This is a genomic window from Collimonas silvisoli (assembly GCF_018305005.1).
GTDB lineage: Bacteria > Pseudomonadota > Gammaproteobacteria > Burkholderiales > Burkholderiaceae_D > Collimonas > Collimonas silvisoli.
On sequence record NZ_JAGQEG010000019.1, the window covers coordinates 1 to 18,707 of the forward strand.

Annotated in this window: 27 protein-coding genes, 1 tRNA gene and 1 pseudogene; 23 read left to right on the forward strand and 6 right to left on the reverse strand. The window is 55.6% G+C overall.

The features are described from left to right. The 7 genes from KHU33_RS06945 to KHU33_RS06975 form a co-directional block, all read left to right on the forward strand. A partial coding sequence (locus KHU33_RS06945; protein ID WP_211461788.1) for a phage major tail tube protein occupies positions 1 to 324 on the forward strand: 324 nt, incomplete at its 5' end. Positions 325 to 378: 54 nt separating this feature from the next. After that, complete coding sequence (locus KHU33_RS06950; protein WP_211461789.1) at positions 379 to 708, forward strand: phage tail assembly protein; 330 nt, start codon at positions 379 to 381, stop codon at positions 706 to 708. 8 nt (positions 709 to 716) lie between these two features. Then, entirely contained in the window at positions 717 to 833 is a 117-nt protein-coding gene (locus tag KHU33_RS06955) for a GpE family phage tail protein (protein WP_211461790.1), read from the forward strand. 9 nt (positions 834 to 842) lie between these two features. Continuing rightward, positions 843 to 3,518, forward strand: coding sequence for a phage tail tape measure protein (locus tag KHU33_RS06960; RefSeq protein WP_211461791.1), 2,676 nt, complete (start codon positions 843 to 845; stop codon positions 3,516 to 3,518). An 11-nt stretch (positions 3,519 to 3,529) separates the two neighbouring features. Continuing rightward, positions 3,530 to 4,057: a phage tail protein gene (locus KHU33_RS06965; protein ID WP_211461792.1), complete on the forward strand. Its 528-nt coding sequence runs from the start codon at positions 3,530 to 3,532 to the stop codon at positions 4,055 to 4,057. A gap of 185 nt (positions 4,058 to 4,242) precedes the next feature. Next, on the forward strand, positions 4,243 to 5,331 hold the full coding sequence (locus KHU33_RS06970; protein ID WP_329956033.1) for a contractile injection system protein, VgrG/Pvc8 family: 1,089 nt from the start codon (positions 4,243 to 4,245) through the stop codon (positions 5,329 to 5,331). A gap of 236 nt (positions 5,332 to 5,567) precedes the next feature. Beyond that, a complete protein-coding gene (locus KHU33_RS06975) occupies positions 5,568 to 6,044 on the forward strand; it encodes an RICIN domain-containing protein (protein WP_211461793.1) in 477 nt (158 codons plus the stop codon). Positions 6,045 to 6,185: 141 nt separating this feature from the next. Here the strand turns inward: KHU33_RS06975 and KHU33_RS26825 are convergent, their stop codons facing one another. The 4 genes from KHU33_RS26825 to KHU33_RS06995 all read right to left on the reverse strand — a co-directional run bounded on the left by KHU33_RS26825 (position 6,186) and on the right by KHU33_RS06995 (position 8,319). Continuing rightward, entirely contained in the window at positions 6,186 to 6,422 is a 237-nt protein-coding gene (locus KHU33_RS26825; protein WP_407928253.1) for a GNAT family N-acetyltransferase, read from the reverse strand. Between the two features lie 400 nt (positions 6,423 to 6,822). Continuing rightward, positions 6,823 to 7,170 carry a hypothetical protein gene (locus KHU33_RS06985; RefSeq protein ID WP_211461795.1) on the reverse strand — a complete coding sequence of 116 codons (348 nt, stop codon included), beginning with the start codon at positions 7,168 to 7,170 and terminating at the stop codon, positions 6,823 to 6,825. 33 nt (positions 7,171 to 7,203) lie between these two features. Next, positions 7,204 to 7,782: an OB-fold protein gene (locus KHU33_RS06990; protein ID WP_211461796.1), complete on the reverse strand. Its 579-nt coding sequence runs from the start codon at positions 7,780 to 7,782 to the stop codon at positions 7,204 to 7,206. A gap of 93 nt (positions 7,783 to 7,875) precedes the next feature. Beyond that, complete coding sequence (locus KHU33_RS06995) at positions 7,876 to 8,319, reverse strand: helix-turn-helix domain-containing protein (protein ID WP_211461797.1); 444 nt, start codon at positions 8,317 to 8,319, stop codon at positions 7,876 to 7,878. 81 nt (positions 8,320 to 8,400) lie between these two features. Here KHU33_RS06995 and KHU33_RS07000 point away from each other — a divergent pair, with 81 nt between their 5' ends. The 13 genes and pseudogenes from KHU33_RS07000 (at position 8,401) to KHU33_RS07055 (ending at position 14,053) form a co-directional block, all read left to right on the forward strand. Continuing rightward, positions 8,401 to 8,598: a hypothetical protein gene (locus tag KHU33_RS07000; RefSeq protein ID WP_211461798.1), complete on the forward strand. Its 198-nt coding sequence runs from the start codon at positions 8,401 to 8,403 to the stop codon at positions 8,596 to 8,598. Between the two features lie 12 nt (positions 8,599 to 8,610). Further along, complete coding sequence (locus KHU33_RS07005; RefSeq protein ID WP_211461800.1) at positions 8,611 to 8,808, forward strand: hypothetical protein; 198 nt, start codon at positions 8,611 to 8,613, stop codon at positions 8,806 to 8,808. 60 nt (positions 8,809 to 8,868) lie between these two features. Continuing rightward, positions 8,869 to 9,036, forward strand: a complete 168-nt coding sequence (locus tag KHU33_RS07010; protein WP_407928252.1) for a hypothetical protein — start codon at positions 8,869 to 8,871, stop codon at positions 9,034 to 9,036. Next, positions 9,033 to 9,290, forward strand: coding sequence for an ogr/Delta-like zinc finger family protein (locus KHU33_RS07015; RefSeq protein ID WP_211461804.1), 258 nt, complete (start codon positions 9,033 to 9,035; stop codon positions 9,288 to 9,290). Before KHU33_RS07010 ends, KHU33_RS07015 begins: the two co-directional genes overlap by 4 nt. A gap of 132 nt (positions 9,291 to 9,422) precedes the next feature. After that, positions 9,423 to 9,641, forward strand: coding sequence for a hypothetical protein (locus KHU33_RS07020; RefSeq protein ID WP_211461806.1), 219 nt, complete (start codon positions 9,423 to 9,425; stop codon positions 9,639 to 9,641). Between the two features lie 99 nt (positions 9,642 to 9,740). Continuing rightward, the gene (locus KHU33_RS07025) at positions 9,741 to 10,079 is read left to right on the forward strand and encodes a hypothetical protein (RefSeq protein ID WP_211461808.1); all 339 of its coding nucleotides are present in this window, start codon (positions 9,741 to 9,743) and stop codon (positions 10,077 to 10,079) included. Then, entirely contained in the window at positions 10,076 to 12,040 is a 1,965-nt protein-coding gene (locus tag KHU33_RS07030) for a replication endonuclease (protein ID WP_211461810.1), read from the forward strand. The genes KHU33_RS07025 and KHU33_RS07030 overlap by 4 nt, the downstream gene beginning before the upstream one ends. Further along, the gene (locus KHU33_RS07035) at positions 12,037 to 12,225 is read left to right on the forward strand and encodes a hypothetical protein (RefSeq protein ID WP_211461812.1); all 189 of its coding nucleotides are present in this window, start codon (positions 12,037 to 12,039) and stop codon (positions 12,223 to 12,225) included. Before KHU33_RS07030 ends, KHU33_RS07035 begins: the two co-directional genes overlap by 4 nt. Then, positions 12,218 to 12,892 (forward strand): hypothetical protein, encoded by a 675-nt coding sequence (locus KHU33_RS07040; RefSeq protein WP_211461814.1) that lies wholly within the window; start codon positions 12,218 to 12,220, stop codon positions 12,890 to 12,892. The genes KHU33_RS07035 and KHU33_RS07040 overlap by 8 nt, the downstream gene beginning before the upstream one ends. Beyond that, complete coding sequence (locus KHU33_RS07045; RefSeq protein ID WP_230414102.1) at positions 12,889 to 13,446, forward strand: class I SAM-dependent methyltransferase; 558 nt, start codon at positions 12,889 to 12,891, stop codon at positions 13,444 to 13,446. Before KHU33_RS07040 ends, KHU33_RS07045 begins: the two co-directional genes overlap by 4 nt. Beyond that, complete coding sequence (locus KHU33_RS07050) at positions 13,439 to 13,612, forward strand: hypothetical protein (protein ID WP_211461816.1); 174 nt, start codon at positions 13,439 to 13,441, stop codon at positions 13,610 to 13,612. Before KHU33_RS07045 ends, KHU33_RS07050 begins: the two co-directional genes overlap by 8 nt. Then, a pseudogene (locus KHU33_RS26330) lies at positions 13,590 to 13,709 on the forward strand (phosphoadenosine phosphosulfate reductase family protein); the annotation flags it as partial. The gene KHU33_RS07050 and the pseudogene KHU33_RS26330, both read left to right, overlap by 23 nt. Positions 13,710 to 13,786: 77 nt before the next feature. Next, complete coding sequence (locus KHU33_RS07055) at positions 13,787 to 14,053, forward strand: hypothetical protein (RefSeq protein ID WP_211461818.1); 267 nt, start codon at positions 13,787 to 13,789, stop codon at positions 14,051 to 14,053. On the opposite strand, the gene KHU33_RS07060 is transcribed toward KHU33_RS07055, so the two are convergent. Then, the gene (locus tag KHU33_RS07060; RefSeq protein ID WP_211461820.1) at positions 14,050 to 15,045 is read right to left on the reverse strand and encodes a tyrosine-type recombinase/integrase; all 996 of its coding nucleotides are present in this window, start codon (positions 15,043 to 15,045) and stop codon (positions 14,050 to 14,052) included. The genes KHU33_RS07055 and KHU33_RS07060 overlap by 4 nt on opposite strands. A gap of 194 nt (positions 15,046 to 15,239) precedes the next feature. Beyond that, positions 15,240 to 15,314 (reverse strand) — tRNA-Arg (locus KHU33_RS07065). Positions 15,315 to 15,422: 108 nt separating this feature from the next. On the opposite strand from KHU33_RS07065, the gene KHU33_RS07070 reads away from it, so the two are divergent. The 3 genes from KHU33_RS07070 (at position 15,423) to KHU33_RS07080 (ending at position 18,412) form a co-directional block, all read left to right on the forward strand. After that, positions 15,423 to 15,749 carry a hypothetical protein gene (locus tag KHU33_RS07070; RefSeq protein WP_211461822.1) on the forward strand — a complete coding sequence of 109 codons (327 nt, stop codon included), beginning with the start codon at positions 15,423 to 15,425 and terminating at the stop codon, positions 15,747 to 15,749. A 513-nt stretch (positions 15,750 to 16,262) separates the two neighbouring features. Beyond that, on the forward strand, positions 16,263 to 17,447 hold the full coding sequence (locus KHU33_RS07075; protein ID WP_211461824.1) for a multicopper oxidase family protein: 1,185 nt from the start codon (positions 16,263 to 16,265) through the stop codon (positions 17,445 to 17,447). Next, complete coding sequence (locus KHU33_RS07080; protein ID WP_211461826.1) at positions 17,444 to 18,412, forward strand: multicopper oxidase domain-containing protein; 969 nt, start codon at positions 17,444 to 17,446, stop codon at positions 18,410 to 18,412. Before KHU33_RS07075 ends, KHU33_RS07080 begins: the two co-directional genes overlap by 4 nt. Positions 18,413 to 18,707 lie beyond the last annotated feature (295 nt).

Here is an 18,707-nt window from a genome sequence, read left to right on the forward strand (position 1 = left end):
GGCGGCCTCATTTTGGAGGCCTTGCTGCAGTACGGCGCCCGCAGTCACAACGCGACGCAATTGCGCTTTTCCGGCGCGTATGAAAGTGACGACGACGGCACCGTGTCGGCGGTCGAGGTGGTCGTGCGCGGTCGCCACAAGGAAGTCGACATGGGCAGCGCCAAGAGCGGCGACGACACCAAGCAAAAATATACGACCACCTGCAGCTACTACAAGCTGACCGTTGATAACCGGCCTATCTTTGAATTTGATTTTATCAATGGCGTCGAGAAGATCGGCGGCGAGGATCGTAACGCGTCTATCCGTCGCGCTATCGGCCTGTAACAGCAACCCCAACCCCTTTTATTTTTTTACTCTTAAAACCTTTTGAAAGCCTTTATGAAAAATACACCAGTCACTTCCAATGCCGCTACTGCTGTCTCCAAGCCGATCATGCTGGACGAACCGATCAAGCGCGGCGATACCGTCATCAGCGAAATCACCATCCGCCGCCCGAAGTCGGGAGAGCTGCGCGGCGTCTCGCTGATGGACTTGGGCAATCTGAGCGTAGCCGCCTTGCAGACCGTCTTGCCGCGTATCACACAACCGACCCTGACCGCCCACGAAGTCGCCGGCATGGACCCGGCGGACCTGACCGAAATCGGCGCGGAGGTGGCCGTTTTTTTGGTGAAGAAAGCAGATCGGCTGGCGGCCTACCGGTCCGAGTAGAAGATCCGATGGCCGACATCGCGGTGGTGTTTCACTGGCCGCCGCAGGCCATGGATGAACTGGACATATCGGACTTGATGGCCTGGCGCGAACGCGCCAGGGTGCGCAGCGGCGCGGAAGAATAGGAAACCAGGATGAGTGACAAGCAATTGCGGTTACAAGTGGTCTTTGCGGCGCTGGATAAGCTGACCGGACCGTTGAAGAAAATCACCGGCGAATCGTCCGCCCTGGGCCGCGTCATCAAGGCCAATAATGACCGGTTGAAGGAATTGAACGCCCAGCAGAAAGATGTTGGGCGCTTCCGTGAACTGAATGCCGGCTTGCAAGCGAGTTCAGGCAAGTTGCGCGAGACGCAGCAGCAGATTGCCGCCCTGGCGCAGAGGATGCAGCAAACGGCGCAGCCCACGCGTGCCATGACCCGCGAATTTAACGCCGCTGTAAAATCGGCCAGCGCCTTGAAGCAGGCCGGCCAGCAGCAAGGCGAACAAATGCAGATCCTGCGCACGCGCTTGTCCGGCGCCGGCATCGACACGCGCAAGCTGGGTTCCGCACAGACCTGGCTCAAGAACAGCATTGCCTTTACCAATGCCGAATTGACGGCCCAGCAGAAGAAGCTGGCGGCGGTCGGCGCGCAGCAGCAAAAGGTTGCTGGCGCCCGCCAGCATGCCGACAAACTGCGCACGACCGCCGGCAATGTCGCTGCCGCCGGCATCGGTGCGACCGTCACCGGCGCCGCCGTGGGCGCGCCAATAGTAAAGGGCTTGCACGAAGCGAAGCACTACCAGACCGAGAGGGGTCGCATTACGGCCCTGGGTCTTGGCCCCCAGGTCAGCGCCGACGCCGAGAGTTACGCCCGCAATATGAAAACCTACGGCACCAGCCACGCCGAGAACCTGGAGTTAGTCAGGGACAGCATGTCCGTGTTCGGCGATCTGCCGCATGCGCAGATGGTCGCGCCCATGCTGGCAAAGATGAAATTCGCCAACAAGGCGTTTTACGGCGAGGAAGCCGGCGGCGAGAACGAGCGCAAGTTCATGGACATGTTGAAGGTCATCGAGGTGCGCGGCGGTACCGCCAGCTCGGAGAAATTCCACGAACAGGCCAACATGGTGCAGAAGGTCATTTCTGCCACCGGCGGCCGGGTCGGTCCTACCGAGTGGCTGAACTTAATAAAAACCGGCGGCATCGCGGCCAAGGGCATGGATGAAAAATCCTTTTACTACGAGCTGGAACCGCTGGTCCAGGAGCTTGGTGGCTTCGGCGTCGGTAACGGCCTGATGTCGAGCTATAACAATCTGTACCAGGGCCGCACCAGCAAGCGCGCTGCGATGAACCTGGACAAGCTGGGTCTGATTGGCGACCATACCAAGGTCAAACACGACAAGGTGGGGCAGACGGCGCAGCTGGATCCTGGCGCGCTGCTGGGTGCGGACCTGTTCAAGAAAAGTCAGTTCGAGTGGATGGAAAAGATCCTGTTGCCGCAGTTGGCGAAGAACGGCATTACCGGCAAAGACAAGATCCTCGACACCATCGGCAGCCTGTTTACCAATCGCAAGGCCGGGGACTTGATGGCGAACATGTACTTGCAGCGCGCCCAGATCCACAAGAACCGGAAGTTGAACGAAGGCGCCTACGATGTGGACCAGCTCGAACCGCTGGCCCGCGAACAGGCGGCTGGCCGCGAAATGGACGCACACGCCAAGCTGGCCGACCTCCAACTGACGATGGGCGAGAAGATCCTGCCGCTGTATTCCAGCGCCATCGAGACCGTGACGAAAGCACTGGAAGGCTTGAACGGCTTCATGGAACGCAACCCGGCCACGGCCAAAGCGATGATTGTCGGCTTCGGCACACTCGCGGCCATCCTGGTGGTGCTGGGTCCGTTGATGCTGGGCCTGGCCACCTTGATCGGTCCCTATGCCATGCTCCACGTCCTGTTCGCCAAGATGGGCATTGCCGGCGGCGTGCTGACACCAATATTGCGCGGCGTGGCAAGCGCCTTCGGCGTTCTGGGAACTGCGGTTAAGGCCGCAGGCATGTTTTTCTTAACCACCCCTCTTGGGTTGATCATTCTGGCGATTGTTGCTGCTGTCGCAGCGTTAGCCGGTGCCGCTTATTTGATTTATAGCAAATGGGAGACGATCAAGGGATTTTTTACGGGCTTATGGGCCGATGTGAAACAGGCGTTCGCAGGTGGTATCGTCGGCGTGACCGCCCTGGTGCTGAACTGGTCGCCGCTGGGCTTGTTTTACCAGACGTTTGCCGGCGTGCTGCGCTGGTTCGGCATCGACATGCCGGCCAAATTTAGCGACTTCGGCCTGAACATCATGCAAGGGTTAGCCAATGGCATCACCGGCGCGCTGGGGACTGTCCGCACCGCGATTGCCGGCGCCAGCGACAGCGTGGTCGGCTGGTTCAAGGAAAAGCTGGGTATCCATAGCCCTAGCCGGGTATTTGCGGAGTTAGGCGATTTCACGATGCAAGGGCTGGCAGTCGGCTTGCAGCGCAGCCAGGACAGCCCGCTTGACCAGGTCGGTGGCCTTGCCAAGCGCTTGACCCAGTTGGGTGCCGGCATCGCTATCGGTGCAGCGACCATGCCGGCGCTGGCCTTCGATACACGTCCACCGATTGCGCCGCGTGCCGCTGGCGCCGGCGTCGTGGTCCAGGGCGACACGATCACGATCTCCGTCACTGCGGTGCCCGGCATGGATGAGCAAGCCATTGCCCGCGCTGTGATGCTGGCAATAGAGCAGCGAGATAGGCAGAAAGCAGCGCGGATTCGCTCCAGCCTGTCCGACAACCACTACTAAGGATTTTTATCATGATGATGGCCCTGGGCATGTTTGTCTTCAGTCTGCCGACCCTGGCGTACCAGGAGCTGCAACGCAAGACCGATTGGAAGCACCCGAGCACGTCGCGGGTCGGCGCCCGCAACGCCCGCCAGTACACCGGCAAGGGCGACGACACGATCACGCTGTCCGGCTGGATCGCGCCGGAACTGACCGGCAGCGTTTATTCGCTGGATGCTTTGCGCCTGATGGGCGATACGGGTAAATCGTGGATCCTCATTGCAGGGACTGGGCGCATTTACGGTTCGTTCGTCATCACCGGCATGACCGAGGGCCGCACGGTGCTGGCGCAGGACGGCGACGCCGGCAAGATCGAATTCTCCATTACCCTGGAGCGTACCGACGAATCGGTGCTGGGCTTGCTGAATACCCTGGGCGACCTGGGGAGCATCAAAAATATGCTGAGCCTGGAGGGCATCAGCAACAGCGCGAACAATGCGATGAATGCCGGCATGTCGACGTTCAACAATGTCGCCAACAGCATGCGGAGCCTATTCTGAAGGACTACCCGATTCCCGCATTTAAGATCACCCTGGACGGCCGGGACATTACGGGGAAATTCGCGCCGCGCCTGGTCAGTCTCGACCTAACCGAGTGCCGCAGCGACAACGCCGACGAACTGAGTATCACCCTGTCCGATACGGACGGTCAGCTCGCGCTGCCGGCCAAGGGCGCCAGGATCAATGTGCAGATCGGCTGGCAGGAATCCGGCCTGATCGACAAGGGCGTGTTTACGGTCGATGAGATCGAACATAGCGGCACGCCGGACGTGCTGACCTTGCGCGCCAGGACGGCTAGTTTGATCGATACCTTCCGGCAGCCGATAGAGCGTAGCTTCCACGACACCACACTGGGCGCGGTGATTGAGGTGATCGCATTTCAGCAGGAGCTGAAAGCCGGTATTGCCGAAGCGCTACGGGGTGTAAAGATTGCGCATTTGGACCAGACCCGCGAGAGCGATGCGGCATTCCTGCGCCGGCTTGGGAAGAAATACGATGCTGCTGCGACGGTGAAGAACGACACGCTGCTCTTCATGCCGGCGGGCCACAGCAAGACGGCGTCGGGCCGCGACTTGCCTGTGATCCGCATCACGCGCAACCTGGGCGACCGGCACCGCTACCATAGCGCCGAGCGCGACAGCTACAGCGGCGTGCGCGTGTTCTGGCATGACGACCGGCACGGCCTGCGCCGCAGTGTCGTCGCCGGCGCGCCGGGCAACAGCAAGCGACTACGCACAACCTACGCCAATGAGGCCGACGCCCGCACGGCGGCGGTCGCCGAATGGCAGCGCATCCAGCGCGGTGCGGCGACGTTGGAATTATCACTGGCAATTGGCGACCCGGCGCTGATGCCGCAATCGCCAGTGGAAGTCGTGGGGTTCAAAACCGATATCGACAATCAGGACTGGCTGACGGCCAAGGTCAGGCACAGCATCAGCGACGCCGGCTTTACCAGCGGTATCGAGCTGGAGACACGCACCGAGGAAGCTGCGGTCGAGCGGGAGGATCAGGTGGATCCGGATCCGGGCATTACTGGCGTGTTTGCCAAGTGGCGCAACGTCGCTACCAAAAAGACAGGCCAGGAATTCGCACCAACAACCGGCAAGGGCAAACATGCCACGCCGGCGGCTGGCGCGACGGCCAGCACAAAGACACTGCGGCACGTCTATGCCAACAAGCAAACCGCCGCACGCGCTGCAAAACTTGAATGGGGAAAAATTCGTGAGCGGCGCGAGATCATTAAGGAAAACAGCTCGATGGAGAATTTTAATTGATCTGTTTTTTGGCTACGCATTGCCATTATTTTATCGTGTCACACAGCTTACGAAATGTTGCACTTCGGTCGTTGACAACAATATTCTGGATACGGTTTACTGCCCCCATCCTCATGTCCTTAACGGTCGTGGAGATGCTGAAATAAATATTATCACTGCTAACTTTTCACAGAAGAGCATGTGCGCATCACAAAACATTTATCCGATAATCTACAACACTACTAAGAGCTATAAACATGAAAAAATTTATTTCGGTACTGTGCGCCATGACGATGACTATTACGGGCTTTGCGTATGCACAAGGCGGTACTCATTTGATGATTCGTAATGAACTAGGAGGAGACCAACTTTGTATGGATGCTGATCGTGATCATGGTATCGGAGATGGATCCCCAGTCTTTGTTTATCGCTGCCACGGACGCGAAAACCAACGTTGGACTGTAACTCAAAGTGTAGGCGGTCAAAGTGCATTGGTAGGTGTTGATGGATATTGCCTGGATGTGCGCGGCGCCTCGCGTCAAGCAGGAGCACCGGCTGAGTTATATCAATGCCATTTTGGAAAAAACCAACGATTCGTCGTTCAGCAGGAAGGTCACATCAAAGAGGTCGGCAGTGGTAAATGTTTGGCTTCAGTCGGCACCAGGGATCGGTCGCCCATCGTGCTTGATTATTGCCAAAATTCGCCTAATCAAATCTGGCTATTCGGGAGATAAAGTTGTTCCTAGCCCCCCAGTCGAATGATCGATTGTAGAGAGTTAATGGTCATTCGGGGGGCTATCTCAGATCCGCAATTATCAAAGTAAAGTGGATTGCCAATTTCTCCATTTTTGGCAGATTCCGGTTTGAACAAATCGTTAGCTTGAAACTTGCCAAGCCCAATGAACGACTGCCGCTCCGTCTATATCAATGAAGGTATGCCCTCTTGAGAACCCTAGTCGATCAACCACCTTCGAGGATGCGACGTTCCCAAGAAGTATGTGTGCAAAGACCTGCTGCACGGCCCCGTCGGAGGCTGCGAATTGCAATAATTGTCGTACAGCTGAAGTTGCAATACCGCGGCCCCGTTGACTCCTGGCCACGCCGTATCCGATCTCTACGTTGCCGTTAAGATGCTAAAGGAATACATAGTTCATTCCATGTGAAAAATCATTCAAAACCAATGCTATCGAAGTCGTGATCGTTCAACTTTGTGCCACCGTGGCGGTGCGTTTTTGATTGGGGAGAGACATTCAAGGATTTCACCTGACACCATTTTTTTTGCACTGCCGACTGAGTAACCTTTTCCATCGACGTAGCAATAGGTTTGTGTGACTGTTTCGGCCACTGCATCTGGCGGCAACTGATATAGCGACCAGCCACAAACTCCGGTCACTACAGCGAGGGCCGCGGACAATTGTCTGTGAAGCGTGGACGCCTCATGTACATCGCCCATCACAACCTGCTCGATATCACCTTGAAACGCTATTGCCTTCCTTGATCGCCACCTGGCAATCACTCCGGTAATGTTTTTTTCTTTTTCTTCTCACCCGCACCGAAGGTCAACGGGCCATTAACCGTTTGACCTCCCTCAACAACCTGTTTGACTTTGCCGGCATATTTCACGCTTGCCGTAGGTGTCGGCGTGGTGCCGACAACGCCGAGCATGCCAAGTATGTTTGCTTTGCCGCGAGCATCCAAGTCACGATATCCCGATAGTAGTTCTTTTTCGTCCTCTGTCAGCACAGACGACTTCTCGCCGACTATGTACAGATGCATCTCATTAGTCAGTTGCGATCCCTGCTTGACGTTGCCGATGACGGCTTGCGCTACGTCACCGGTGAATTCTGTTTTTTCGGTCACTCTGTCAAATCTCCCTGATGTGGATGCCAGCAATCAAATCGGCGCGCAATTGTTGAGAACTGGGCTGACGAGGATTTTTCCGCCGCCTACACACTGCCAGGTGATTTTGCCGCCCTTAGACAGCGATGCCGCCAATGCCTCGTGCTTATCATCCAACTTTGCCATTGCAGGCATGAATTCATTCGTCGTCTTCAGGTGAACCACGATATTGTTGAACACATCTTTGTCGATACTTTGGACGCTACCGGAAACACGTAGCTTTTTCCCTTTATATTTTTGATCCGCCGCCACTTCGTTTGCATCGTAATCCTTGGCAAGTTGGACCGCCGTCACAGCAAGAATAGTTTCTGCTGGCGCTGCTGGTTTTTCAGCCAACGCAGCAACGGGGCTTGCGGAAACGGCCGATGCTGACGCGTCCACATTTTGGACAGCAACCGGGGTATCCGCTTTCTTGCCCGGACCGGCAATAGCCGCGACGATTATCAATGCAACAAAGCCCCCGGCAAAGCCTGCGATATGGCGTACAAATCCCCCTTTGCCCTTGTTCTTGAAAAAACGCGCCAATGCCCACCAAACTGCGACAAAACTTGCAAATGCAATTGCTGCTTCCATTTGAATCTCCATTGTTAAGATAATTGAAATATTGTGTTTATTACATCTAATTGGGCGAACTAAAACTTAGCCCCGATGCCCATCGAATGATTTTTATGGTTTTGGTTTCTTCTTACCGCCGCCCATATGGAACGTCTGCGGCGCGTCGATATTGCCGGTAACGCTTTGACCTACCTTGCCGTGGAATTCGACATGTGGGGCACTTTGCTTGGAAGTTGTGGCCGCTGGTGCTGCGCTCATGCCATCGATCAAACCGAGTACGCCGGCTTTGCCCCGAATGTCCAGATTACGATACCCAGACAGCAATTCTTTTTCGTCTTGCGCAAGAGCTGACGAAGATTTCTCACCCGTCAGAATGTATTGCACGTCGACACCAATAGCGGCGAGCGCTCGCAAATAAAGCGCATCGGGCGCACGTTCATCTTGTTCATAGAGAGTTTGAGCGCGCCTCTTTAAACCCCCGACAGCAGCAAAATCATCTTGATTCATGCCCAGCCGCTGGCGTTCTTCCTTTAATATTTCGCCAATTGATCTCATTTGTACTCAATAATTTCTTTACATGCTCCCAAATAGGAGCTATATTTACGCCATCCCATAGCGAATACACATCATAACATCATGGAAACATTGCCCAAAGTCAGGCGTATCACCAAGGGAACAACTTCGCGGCCAAGTGGCGTGCGTTTGATGCCCGCTGAGTTGGCGGAAGTCGATCAATACGCCTTGGCCCAGGAGCGCTCACGCGCCTGGTTTCTCCGCTCCCTGATCTTGCGCGGCCTTGCCGACTACAAGCGCGAACTTGCCTCTCATCAATAACAGGACGCCACCATGTATCCCGACATCAAGCGCATTCGTACTAACCGGCTCACCCTCCGGTTTGACGATTATGAACACGATCTCATCACGGCGCTGGCCAACTATCAAGGCGAACAACCGTCCACACTGCTGCGCCAACTGGTGCTGCGGGAAGCTGCCATGGCACTGGGCATCGCCGATAGTCAAATAGTAGGCGCAAAAGCTGCATAAGCCCAGACCGCAATAAGCAGACAAAGAGCCGACGAAAAGATGCCAGATCACGAAATCACCATGAGCGAAGCAGAAACCGACTTGCTGGAACGCGTGCGCCAGCAGCAGGGGTTGGCCTCGATACAGCAAGCAGCGGAATGGCTTGCAAAGTCGCGCTTGCGCAAGCAGTCGCGTCAAATATCCGGCAGAGGTCGGGCGCTGTATCAGGTAGACAGGAAGCCGGCATGAGAGTCATCAGCATTCCTTGCCCGCATTGCCGCCACCGCGTGCGCGCCGCCAAAAGCCGCACGATGTCGGACATGATGAAGGAGATCACCTACATGTGCCAGAACCCCGATTGCGGCCATGTTTTCGTCGCCAGTTTGGAAGTGCTGCGGACCTTGTCGATGTCGGCGACGCCGAATCCTGATGTGCGCATTCATGTATCGCAGCATGTACGCAACGCCTGCGCCAATCAGTTGGCGCTATTCAAGAATGATTGAGAGCCAACTATGATTACTCACCACATCCTCGCACCACCGTAGTCGTCCGCTAGTCGTTTTACTTCCCCCGTTGTTACCTGCAACGCCTGATTTCAGGCGTGCGGGATTCGCTCACCCAGAAGAAAGGCAAACATGTCAGCTGAAACAGTTTTTATCAATATCAAGAACATCGCCATCAAGCCGCTAAAAACTGTCCGGCATGAAGATTCAGCTATCGGCGTGTACTCAACGCAACGGCTAGTCGTCCATCTTGACGATGGTGGGAAACATGAATTGGTGTTTTTCCTTGAGGCCGGCATGAACGCATTAGCCGTGGGCGACGTGGTAACGAATGAGCAGGTGACAGCATGAAAAAATTCCTGTTCGATTTCGCCGTGATGACGTTCGGCTGCCTTCTGATAATGGCAGGCCCATTGCTGCAAGCCGCCGGCATCATTGCGGGGTAATCACATGACACCATCATCTCTACAGGCGCACCAGGACATTGCGCAAACACACCTCCAGCACGCCTACGTTGTCCTGGCCGGCGACAAGGAAAGCGTCCGCGCTGCCTATTGGAAGCGCGTCTCGCAACGCGGGCGCAAGATGATTCTGTGGTCGGCAGGGCTGGACGTCAAAAAGAGCGAAGGCACATTGCAATCCTTCGACGCCCTGGAGCGCGGGAGGATGCATTGCGAGGCCCGCCGCATCATCAAGGAAATGGAACTCATCTTGCGCTGCGCACAGGGTGGTGAACTGCCTAGCCGGTTTCCACCGGCCTGTCACGAATCGGACGGTATCGCCGCATGAGTTATCGTTTCTATTCCACCGAGGCCATCACCGGCCTGCCTAAGCGCATGGGTCGCGCCCTGCGTGCGTTGTTTGAGCGCGACGGCATGGCGAAGCACGAACACAAGATCGATGTCATCGACGAAATCTGGTCCGACGACCACTTGCCGGCGCTCGATGCTTCCGACGAAGCGCTTTACCGGGCCGCCGACACCGCCGCCCGCGAGTGCTACCAGTTCTGCGCCGAACTGCAATCGCTAGACGCGATTGTGTCCGCGATTCGCAACCATTGCGACCTTCACGGCGTCACCGCGCCGGCAGGCGAAGAAGAAAGCGAAATTATCCGCCGCGCCCTAGACAAAGCGTGGTGGCTGCGCGGGATCCGCAAAGCCCATGCGCGCCGCTGCGAGCATATGGCCATCCGCCTGGGCTTTACCCACTTCAGGGCCGGCGCGTATGTCAGCAATGAAACCGTCTATCGCCAGCGCCGCCGCAACAAGCAGAATGCCAAGTTGCTTGCATCGATTGAATTGCAGAATGAAAACGGCCAGATCTATAGCCTGGAAGCGTTGGCCGCTTTAGGTTCGGCGAACAAGACCATCCGGCACGCTGAATTGATGACGCGAATCCGTGGCTTCGAGGAAATCGCCTTTGATCTGGGGCATGTCGGCGTCTTTGCCACCATCACCGCACCGAGTAAATATCATGCGGTCCTGAGCAAGAACGGCGAGCCTAACCCGAAATACATGGCGTTCGGTGAACCGACGCCACGCGATGCCCAGGCGTATCTGTGCGACGTATGGAAGCGGATTCGTTCCAAACTGCACCGCGACGGTATCCACGCCTACGGCTTCCGCATTGCCGAGCCACATCACGATGGCTGTCCGCATTGGCACATGCTGATGTTTGTGCCGCCTGAACATCGAGAGCGCTACGAAGCCGTCATCACAGCCTATGCATTGATCGAAGACGGCGACGAACGCGGCGCCGACAAGAACCGCGTCAAGCTGGTGCGTATTGAAGCCGGTAAAGGCACTGCTGCGGGCTACATTTCCAAGTACATTTCGAAGAGCATCGACGGCGAACATGTCGGCGACCACCACATGATGGAGGATGGTCAGACGCATATTGTAGTGGACGATCTGGTAGGTGATGAATTGATTACGCCGAGCCAGCGCGTCTGCTACTGGGCGCAGACCTGGGGCATTCGGCAGTTTCAGCAAGTCGGTGGCGCGCCTGTCGGTCCCTGGCGCGAGCTGCGGCGTGTCAAAAGCGAAACCATTCACAAGGCACCCGAGGCGGTCAAAGCTGCTTGGCATGCTGCGCAGAGCATCAAGGCGACGGAAATCAATATTGTCGACGGCAAGCGCGTCAAAACCGTCAAGACCATCAAACAAGCCTCCTACCGCGATTACCTGCGGGCGCAAGGCGGCCCTACGGTCGGGCGCAAGGGGCTAGTGAAAATCGCCACCCGCGCTACGGTGGTCGAAGGCAAGTACGCCACCTATGAGACCGACAAGCCATGCGGGATTTATCACGCATGGAATCCCCACGCGGTGTACGAATCAGTCCGTTATCAATGGACAGTGGTCGGCGCCGCCAAGGCTGTGGCTTTTGACCTACCTTGGACTGGTGTAAATAACTGTACGCAAAAAACCAAAAACCGAAAATCCACGTCTGTTTTAACGCCGGAAGAATCAGCCGCAATTGCCGTTCGGCTGGCTAAATTCATCGAAAAGAATCCACAACCCGCTTATCAGCCGACCGACTGGACGGCGATCGAACAAAAATCAAAAGACCTTGAGCGGGAAACCAAGAAATTTGCAGATGCGTTGAACGCGCAATGCGAAAACACGCGCCAGCAGGAAGTGGCCGCGTATGAAAACAACGACATGGCGGCACGCAAGCGCCTTGTTGCGTCCTGGGCCGCGCTCGATGCCTGCCCCTATCCACGCATTTTTATGACGAAGAAAGACCTATGAAAATACTCATGCACGCATGCCTCAATTCGCTAATGGCCTTCGCCTTGCTTGGCATCGCCGAGACTATCCAGCCGACATTTAAGCGCTTCCAGATCCGCTATCACGGCGTGCTGTCGTTCTTCGCGGCCCTGGTTATTTTCGCCGCTCTGATGGTCGGCTTGCTCCTGGGAGCCTTCCATGAATAAGATAGATCAACCTATCACCGTGAAGGTGCGCGACCGTGTGACCTTTGACACCGACGAAGGCATCCAGGCCGGCTACGTCAACGACCTGCGGCGCGACCTGGGCAACGGTGAGTTGCATGCCTGGGTCGAAGTGGATCACTTCATGCCTGGCTGCTTTCGCGCTGTACCGGTATCAGACATCCTGACTTCCGATCCTGTCGGCTCGCCTTCGTTCATCGGGACGGATTGGGCTGCAAAGCTATCGGATTTCAGCGCCATCAGATTTGCAGAACTGTACTTAAGCAATTTCGAAAATGAGCCGCGATTTCAGTGTCCCGCCTGCGGTCAAGTGAGCGCCATCGAATCTCAGTTCAGCAACTGCTGCCAAAACGATCGATGCCGCCGGATAAGCCCGCGTCAGACTCAAAGCCATATCGCAGATACCAACACGCTAGTGATGCTCGAAGCCACGGCAAACCGCCTTGCACGTGCCGAGCGTGCTTTGCTGCGCGCTGGGTTCGAAGACCTCGGCGGTCAGGAATGGAAACCGCCAATAGGACCGGCGCCGATTGTCATCATCGACAGCGAAGAGATTGCGAACGCTCATCAATCGGGCCTCGATGATGCACGGAGCGGCGGACACGAATTATTTTCGGGTAGCCGGATTAACGCGTGGAAATTGATATGAATGAACAACTTCAAAAAATGGGAGCCCGTGTGGAAACTACCGGCAAGAGTGTGCTCGACCCATGCTGCGGAAGCCGCATGATGTGGTTTGACAAGCAACATCCATCCGCCATGTTTGGCGATAAACGCAATGAGACGTTGGCGGTTACCGACCGGTCGCACCACGAGGACGGCACGCGCACCTTGCGCATCGAACCTGACCATATCATGGACTTTCGCACTATGCCATTTGAGGATGGCGTCTTCCGACTCGTGGCTTTTGACCCGCCCCATTTAGAGCGTGCAGGTCCTAAGAGCTGGCTGGCAGCCAAGTACGGGAAGCTGTCCGATGACTGGCGCGCGGACCTGCGTGCGGGCTTTAGAGAGTGCTTTCGCGTGCTGGAGTCGGGCGGCGTCTTGGTGTTCAAATGGAACGAAACACAGGTCAAGCTAAGCGAAGTGCTCGCCCTGACTCCGCACCAGCCTCTGTTCGGTCAGGTGTCCGGGCGAAGTGGTATGACCCACTGGCTCGTGTTCATGAAGCCGGTTGACGAACCAGGAGCTAATCATGTTTGATTCCCAAAGTCGCCAGGCAGTGTCCGCACAGAACAACTCGCTTCTGTTCGCCCTCACGTGCCAACAGGGTGATGTGCGGGCTGTCAAGCGGCGTCCTTCCGAACTCGATGCAGCTGTTCTGACACGTATTACCAGCGGCCGCATCGAACATTTGGCAGGTAGTTGAATGGTCCCGCACCACTCGCGGCGGCAAACAGTTTTCGCTACTCGAAAGTCTGGAAGAGCCAGCCGCATGCGCTTCTGCTTATGGATTGTGTGAATAAGCGGCAATCTTCAGCATTACCGACACGACGAATATGTCACGTAGTATTTTTATTAAAGAAAAATTGAAGGAATTGAAATGAGCGACGTTGATTTGATCAATAAACTGGCTGAGGCACTGGCAAAGCATTTTAAGCCGAGCATCCCTCTTGGGGTCGATCTCTGGGACATCGCCACCATTGGCCAATATTTGAAGCGGGATGCTTCGGTCGTTCGTGAGCGAATCGCTTGCCTACCAGACTTTCCAAAGGCAATACGCTTGCCTTCAAGCAAAGGCAGAGCACATCCGCTGTACAAAGCCTCAGAGATTATCGGTTGGTCCGAAACATACAGAGAGAAGCGTTAATCAAGCCGCTTTGCCAATTGAGCTGCCGTTTCATTGTAATAAATTTGTAGCATCTTCAGATCACGATGCCCGACCATTCTTGCTAACTCCAGGACATTGAGTTTTTTCGCAAGTCGAGTGATCGCCTCATGGCGGGTATCGTGAAACGTCAGACCTTCGATCATGCTGTTGTTACGCGCCTTGCGGAATAAGCTATCCAAAGAAACCGAGTTCAATCCGAACAGCGGCTCACCGTCCGCGACCTTTGGCAACAGAGCGAGCAATTCAAGCGCACGCGTTGACAACGGTACGTCCCTCTTCGTCCCATTTTTCGTAATTGGCAAGCGTGCTACACGCCCCGTAACATCCTCGGGCAACAAACCGCAGATTTCGCCGGCACGCATGGCGGTTTCAATAGCAAACAAAAAAGCCACTGCAACGGCCTGACTTTTTGTCTTCACCGGCGCACCATCAAAGCCGAGCGCAAAAGTAATACGGTCAATCTCATCCAACAAAATCAGGCGATCGCGAGGGCTAGGATTCGAAGGGCGCCGTACATTCGTAGTTGGGCTTGCTGCCATCCACTTCCATTCACGCGTCGCCGTCGAGAATACGTGTGACAGCAAATTAAGATCGCGATTGATCGTCGACCCCACGACCGTTTTCAGTCGAGAATCTCGCCACTGTCCGAGAAAATCAGAGGTCAGCTTAACAAGCGGCATGTCACCGATTTTGATGCCGTCGACGTCCATGTCGGCGATTGTAGATAGCCGCTGTGCTTCCCACTTAGAACCGCGCTTTGTCCTTGACACTTCTTTTTCGTACCGCTCAAACGCATCTCGGCAAGTCTTACCGGCAACGATGCCCGTTGTTTTTTCAGACCGCAAGTCTGCCTCGCGCATGGTTGCCCATGCCTGCGCCTGGGCCTTAGTAACGAACGTTGCTGATTCGCGCTTCCCTTTGATTGAAATTTGTACTCGCCAGCCGCCAGGGCTTTTTACGATCGATGCCATATGTCCCGCTCTTGCCGGAAAAAATAGCGATTACACCACGAATGGGGAGAAGCTGGGGAAATTCTGGGGAGACAGGAGCGGTAATTAGTGTCTTTTTACGGTATTTTACGAAATCCGGCGCTGATCAAAATCGGCCGAAAAGCCTTTAAGTACATGGCTTGCGGCGATTTATTGCGACTTCCGAAAAATAGGGATGGTCCCGCCAACAGGAATCGGACCTGTATCTAGCGCTTAGGAGGCACTCGTTCTATCCATTGAACTATGGCGAGATTGGATATATTTCCCTTTATATTTTAGCTATTCCTCCTATGAACCACTCACCCGAAATAATCGCGTATCACGCTGTCAGTGATACAAAGTGATGTAGAGAGTGATACATGGCAAGCATAGTAAAAATCGGCGTTTCTTGGCGTGCGCTTATGCGTCGTAAAGGATTGTGTAAGACATTCCAGACCAAAGCCCATGCCGAAACATGGGCACGACAACGCGAAGCCGAGATCAACCGCGGCGAAATTGTAGCAGAGCCAGGGGTACTTCGTGTTAATGAAGTGATACAAGCGTATCGTGAGCTCCGGGATCAGCCGACACCGCCAATGAACATTACATGCTGCGACGGCTATCTGATGGTCTGGGCGACAAGCGCGCAGGAGCGCTTTCAACCCAGGATTGATCTGCCCCCCTGCGACTGGACAAGGGGGAAGTAAAAATGGGCTCCTGGTATGAGCGATGAAAAACTGATTTTAGGTTTGACCTCGGGGAAAGGGCACCCCTGGTAACCTGTCCTATTTTCCGTTTGTAAATGCCTGATTTATATAGGTTTATGTGATCACCTTTGAAAGATAATCTTTGGTAACTTCAAAGGTAACGTATCTCTAAGCAATTGATATATAACTATTATTTTTTAGCAATACTGCCTTCCGCTATGGTAACCAGATTACCCTAGAGTTACCCCGAAATTACCTTTTATCGAAACCTGAAAAGCCTTATGCCACAAGGCTTTACGCCCGATTTTCAAAAAAGGTTGTTACCAGTGCTACCGTTTTTCCGAGGGGTACTTTATTTTAGCGACTTGCTAGTTTAACGTGGAAAAATTGCTTACTATCAATGTTTTCCATCGTGCGGAATAAGGAATGAATTTCAATCCAACATACCCATAATCGCCTCCGCAGCCGAAATGCCCATGATCCGACCCATGACCCCACAGGAGAGGAAGCACTATGTCGATTGCAAAGACGGCCGGTATCCATAGCGGATATCGCCTACCCGCAACGGTACTCACCAGCCTTGCCCTGTTTGCCGCCCATGCCGCATTCGCGGATGAGCCCGTAGTCACCAATCCTCCCTTGCTGAAGGCACTGACCCCGACGGTGCAGCCACCGGTGCTGGAAACCGGCAGCGAGCGACCGCGCCGCCTCAATCTGCTGAGCCTGCCACGCGCCAATGAGCTATCGCCCGGCGTGGCGCGCGAGGTGTATTTCGATCTGAACATCCAGTATGTGAATGGCTGGATTCGCAACCCGGCGCGCGAGAAACCGGGCGAAATCAAGTACGACAAGGTGCAACTGCGCAGCTACGCGCAAGGGAACGGCAAACCGGCCATGCCGACCGAGCCGTCCATGCAATGGCCCAAGGAAGGCTCGACCGTCTATATGGCACCGGAAATCGAGGCTTATCCGGGGCAGACCATCCGCATCAATCTGAACAACAACCTGCCGCGCGACCCCAGTTGCACGTCCACGCCCCCCAAGCCCGGCGAACCTGAGCACGGCATCAACAAGCCGCATTGCTTCAGCGGCACCAACCTGCACTCGCATGGCTTGTGGGTAAACCCGGCCGGCAATAGCGACAACGTGCTGCTGTCGATCAACCCCGGCGTGGGCTTCCAGTACGAATACAACATCCCGGCTACCCATCCGGCCGGCACTTTCTGGTATCACACGCACCGCCATGGCTCGACTGCCTTGCAGGTATCGAGCGGCATGGCCGGCCCCTTGATCGTGCGCGGTACCCGCTTGCCGACGCCGACCGAGAATGGCGATCTGGATACGCTGCTCAAGCCCTATGCCAGCAACGACAGCACCACGACCTTCCCGGAACGTGTGCTGGTGTTTCAGCAAATTCAGTATGCCTGCCGCAATGCGCAAGGCGCCATCAAGAAGGACGCCCAGGACCGCTATGTGTGCGATGCCGGCGATGTGGGCAAGATAGACGGTTACGACCAGTTCAGCTCGTGGAATACGTCAGGCCGCTATACCAGCATCAACGGCGTCGTCATGGGCACGCTCGCCAAGGCCAAGGCCGGCGAGATCGAACGCTGGCGGATGATTCACGGCGGGGTGCGGGATACCATTTCGTTCGTGATTCGCCGTCTTGCCAGCGGTGCCCCAAACCGGTCGGTTTGAAGGCGGCGGCAACCGAACAATATGTCGAAAAATATTGCACCGGCCCCAAGCTGGACATGCCGCTGGTCGCGGCGGATGGCTTGACGCTCTCCAAGGCGCTGGTCAGACAGTCCGTCACCTTCCAGCCGGGCTATCGCTGGGACGCACTGGTGCTCTTCCCTGAGGCCGGCGACTATTGCGTCATCAACGACGTCAAGGTTGCGGATACCGTCGACCAGGCAGCGCCTTCTGCACGCTTGCTGGGGCTGGTTAAGGTCGAGCCGGGCGTTCATGAGCAGATCAAGAGCATTCCATCGTATGTGGAAAGCAAACTGCTGGAAGCGGCCAAGGCCAATATGCCGGCCGATGTTCAGGCTAAGATTGGCGACGAGCTGCGTAGCGGCCTGAAGCTGAGCAGCTTCGAACCGCATCGGAGCATCGACCCGAGTGAAGTGACCGGCACGCAAACGCTGGTGTTCGATATCAAGCTCAAGACCGAGACCACGCCCACGCTCTTCCAGGTCGGCACCAATGACGACGACGTGCATTCATACGACCCCGCGCTGATCGACCGCAAGCTACGCTTGGGCGATGTGGATAAATGGGAAATGACATCAATGCTTGGCAGTCACCCATTCCACATTCACGTGAACCCCTTCCAGATCGTCAGCATCATCGCCCCGAATGGCACTGACGTGAGCCAGGACAGCCCGCAACCCGATAAATTCGACGATCAGTTCCGCGGTATGAAGGGCATGTGGAAAGACACGCTCTGGATACTGAATCAGAGTCAGAACAAGGAAAAAACTATCCCGCCAGGGCGAGTGGGTAAATACACCGTGACCTTCCGTACCCGCTACGAGCGTTACGTCGGTGACTTTGTCCTGCATTGCCACATCCTCGACCATGAAGATCAAGGGATGATGCAGAACGTCCGCATCGCCTTGCCGGATGGCGCAGGCGGCGTCGCCATGGCGCATCACTGATCGCGCGCGTCATCTCATTACCGGAGCCGCGAACGTGGCTCCGGCAGCCTCGACCATTGAAGGCATATATGCGGCCGTTGCTATCGCTCGGCATTAGCTGCAAAGGGAAGATGCCAAGCCGCTTCTCGTACCGTTGATTTCGGGCTTGTCGGAGAGCCAGTTAGTATGTAGAGAATGGCCCCTTGAACTATGGCGAGATTGGAAAATTCAGGACATCCATACTACCTGCAGGCAAACGTTGATGCGCGCAAGTTTGCATTAAAGGCAGGAGCATAGCAAAAACCTTCACGGCCAA

Excerpts from the sequence above, each read along its gene's own strand:
- KHU33_RS06975 (WP_211461793.1), top strand. The coding sequence starts at position 5,568 with ATGAAAAAATTTATTTCGGTACTGTGCGCCATGACGATGACTATTACG.
- KHU33_RS07010 (WP_407928252.1), top strand. The coding sequence starts at position 8,869 with ATGAGCGAAGCAGAAACCGACTTGCTGGAACGCGTGCGCCAGCAGCAG.
- KHU33_RS06955 (WP_211461790.1), top strand. The coding sequence starts at position 717 with ATGGCCGACATCGCGGTGGTGTTTCACTGGCCGCCGCAGGCCATGGAT.
- KHU33_RS07000 (WP_211461798.1), top strand. The coding sequence starts at position 8,401 with ATGGAAACATTGCCCAAAGTCAGGCGTATCACCAAGGGAACAACTTCG.
- KHU33_RS06950 (WP_211461789.1), top strand. The coding sequence starts at position 379 with ATGAAAAATACACCAGTCACTTCCAATGCCGCTACTGCTGTCTCCAAG.
- KHU33_RS07075 (WP_211461824.1), top strand. The coding sequence starts at position 16,263 with ATGTCGATTGCAAAGACGGCCGGTATCCATAGCGGATATCGCCTACCC.
- KHU33_RS06995 (WP_211461797.1), bottom strand. The coding sequence starts at position 8,319 with ATGAGATCAATTGGCGAAATATTAAAGGAAGAACGCCAGCGGCTGGGC.
- KHU33_RS07060 (WP_211461820.1), bottom strand. The coding sequence starts at position 15,045 with ATGGCATCGATCGTAAAAAGCCCTGGCGGCTGGCGAGTACAAATTTCA.
- KHU33_RS07025 (WP_211461808.1), top strand. The coding sequence starts at position 9,741 with ATGACACCATCATCTCTACAGGCGCACCAGGACATTGCGCAAACACAC.
- KHU33_RS07030 (WP_211461810.1), top strand. The coding sequence starts at position 10,076 with ATGAGTTATCGTTTCTATTCCACCGAGGCCATCACCGGCCTGCCTAAG.
- KHU33_RS07005 (WP_211461800.1), top strand. The coding sequence starts at position 8,611 with ATGTATCCCGACATCAAGCGCATTCGTACTAACCGGCTCACCCTCCGG.
- KHU33_RS07055 (WP_211461818.1), top strand. The coding sequence starts at position 13,787 with ATGAGCGACGTTGATTTGATCAATAAACTGGCTGAGGCACTGGCAAAG.
- KHU33_RS06960 (WP_211461791.1), top strand. The coding sequence starts at position 843 with ATGAGTGACAAGCAATTGCGGTTACAAGTGGTCTTTGCGGCGCTGGAT.
- KHU33_RS07045 (WP_230414102.1), top strand. The coding sequence starts at position 12,889 with ATGAATGAACAACTTCAAAAAATGGGAGCCCGTGTGGAAACTACCGGC.
- KHU33_RS07020 (WP_211461806.1), top strand. The coding sequence starts at position 9,423 with ATGTCAGCTGAAACAGTTTTTATCAATATCAAGAACATCGCCATCAAG.
- KHU33_RS07040 (WP_211461814.1), top strand. The coding sequence starts at position 12,218 with ATGAATAAGATAGATCAACCTATCACCGTGAAGGTGCGCGACCGTGTG.
- KHU33_RS07070 (WP_211461822.1), top strand. The coding sequence starts at position 15,423 with ATGGCAAGCATAGTAAAAATCGGCGTTTCTTGGCGTGCGCTTATGCGT.
- KHU33_RS07035 (WP_211461812.1), top strand. The coding sequence starts at position 12,037 with ATGAAAATACTCATGCACGCATGCCTCAATTCGCTAATGGCCTTCGCC.
- KHU33_RS06965 (WP_211461792.1), top strand. The coding sequence starts at position 3,530 with ATGATGATGGCCCTGGGCATGTTTGTCTTCAGTCTGCCGACCCTGGCG.
- KHU33_RS07050 (WP_211461816.1), top strand. The coding sequence starts at position 13,439 with ATGTTTGATTCCCAAAGTCGCCAGGCAGTGTCCGCACAGAACAACTCG.
- KHU33_RS06990 (WP_211461796.1), bottom strand. The coding sequence starts at position 7,782 with ATGGAAGCAGCAATTGCATTTGCAAGTTTTGTCGCAGTTTGGTGGGCA.
- KHU33_RS07015 (WP_211461804.1), top strand. The coding sequence starts at position 9,033 with ATGAGAGTCATCAGCATTCCTTGCCCGCATTGCCGCCACCGCGTGCGC.